The 2392-nt window shown below is 52.8% G+C and carries 1 rRNA gene; it reads left to right on the plus strand.

Going from position 1 to position 2392, the window contains the following annotated elements:
* Positions 1-2392: ribosomal RNA gene (locus AC2CGN_RS25395) — 23S ribosomal RNA — on the plus strand; the annotation flags it as partial.

Here is a 2392-nt window from a genome sequence, read left to right on the forward strand (position 1 = left end):
AGGGGAGTGAAAGAGATCCTGAAACCGTGTGCCTACAAGTAGTTAGAGCCCGTTAATGGGTGATAGCGTGCCTTTTGTAGAATGAACCGGCGAGTTACGATTACGTGCAAGGTTAAGCTTTAGAAGGCGGAGCCGCAGCGAAAGCGAGTCTGAATAGGGCGAAATAGTACGTGGTCGTAGACCCGAAACCAGGTGATCTACCCATGTCCAGGGTGAAGGTAAGGTAACACTTACTGGAGGCCCGAACCCACGCACGTTGAAAAGTGCGGGGATGAGGTGTGGGTAGCGGAGAAATTCCAATCGAACTTGGAGATAGCTGGTTCTCTCCGAAATAGCTTTAGGGCTAGCCTCGTGATGAGAATACTGGAGGTAGAGCACTGTTTGGACTAGGGGGCCATCCCGGTTTACCGAATTCAGACAAACTCCGAATGCCAGATATTTATACACGGGAGTCAGACTGCGAGTGATAAGATCCGTAGTCAAAAGGGAAACAGCCCAGACCACCAGCTAAGGTCCCAAAGTAATCGTTAAGTGGAAAAGGATGTGGCGTTGCACAGACAACCAGGATGTTGGCTTAGAAGCAGCCATCATTTAAAGAGTGCGTAATAGCTCACTGGTCGAGTGACGCTGCGCCGAAAATGTATCGGGGCTAAACGATTCACCGAAGCTGTGGATTGACATCTACGATGTCAGTGGTAGGAGAGCGTTCTAAGTGCGTTGAAGTCAGACCGGAAGGACTGGTGGAGCGCTTAGAAGTGAGAATGCCGGTATGAGTAGCGAAAGACGGGTGAGAATCCCGTCCACCGTATGACTAAGGTTTCCTGAGGAAGGCTCGTCCGCTCAGGGTTAGTCGGGACCTAAGCCGAGGCCGATAGGCGTAGGCGATGGACAACAGGTTGATATTCCTGTACCACCTCCTCACCGTTTGAGAAATGGGGGGACGCAGTAGGATAGGGTAAGCGCGCCGTTGGTTGTGCGCGTCCAAGCAGTAAGGCGTGTGTGTAGGCAAATCCGCACACTGTAACGTTGAGCTGTGATGGCGAGTCCGTATGGACGAAGTTCCTGATTTCACACTGCCAAGAAAAGCCTCTATCGAGGTGAGAGGTGCCCGTACCGCAAACCGACACAGGTAGTCGAGGAGAGAATCCTAAGGTGTGCGAGAGAACTCTCGTTAAGGAACTCGGCAAAATGACCCCGTAACTTCGGGAGAAGGGGTGCTCTTGAGCGTGCAAGCGCATGAGAGCCGCAGTGAATAGGCCCAGGCGACTGTTTAGCAAAAACACAGGTCTCTGCAAAACCGTAAGGTGACGTATAGGGGCTGACGCCTGCCCGGTGCTGGAAGGTTAAGAGGAGTGGTTAGCGCAAGCGAAGCTGCGAATTGAAGCCCCAGTAAACGGCGGCCGTAACTATAACGGTCCTAAGGTAGCGAAATTCCTTGTCGGGTAAGTTCCGACCCGCACGAAAGGCGTAACGATCTGGGCACTGTCTCAACGAGAGACTCGGTGAAATTATAGTACCTGTGAAGATGCAGGTTACCCGCGACAGGACGGAAAGACCCCGTGGAGCTTTACTGTAGCCTGATATTGAATTTTGGTACAACTTGTACAGGATAGGTAGGAGCCAGAGATCTCGGAGCGCCAGCTTCGAAGGAGGCGTCGGTGGGATACTACCCTGGTTGTATTGAAATTCTAACCCATGCCCCTTAGCGGGGCAGGAGACAGTGTCAGGCGGACAGTTTGACTGGGGCGGTCGCCTCCTAAAAGGTAACGGAGGCGCCCAAAGGTTCCCTCAGAATGGTTGGAAATCATTCGTAGAGTGTAAAGGCACAAGGGAGCTTGACTGCGAGACCTACAAGTCGAGCAGGGTCGAAAGACGGGCTTAGTGATCCGGTGGTTCCGCATGGAAGGGCCATCGCTCAACGGATAAAAGCTACCCCGGGGATAACAGGCTTATCTCCCCCAAGAGTCCACATCGACGGGGAGGTTTGGCACCTCGATGTCGGCTCATCGCATCCTGGGGCTGTAGTCGGTCCCAAGGGTTGGGCTGTTCGCCCATTAAAGCGGTACGCGAGCTGGGTTCAGAACGTCGTGAGACAGTTCGGTCCCTATCCGTCGTGGGCGTAGGAAATTTGAGAGGAGCTGTCCTTAGTACGAGAGGACCGGGATGGACACACCGCTGGTGTACCAGTTGTCTTGCCAAAGGCATCGCTGGGTAGCTATGTGTGGACGGGATAAGTGCTGAAAGCATCTAAGCATGAAGCCCCCCTCAAGATGAGATTTCCCATTACGCAAGTAAGTAAGATCCCTCAAAGACGATGAGGTAGATAGGTTCGAGGTGGAAGTGTGGTGACACATGGAGCTGACGAATACTAATCGATCGAGGACTTAACCAA

This window comes from Lysinibacillus sp. DFXJR4, from assembly GCF_057196045.1.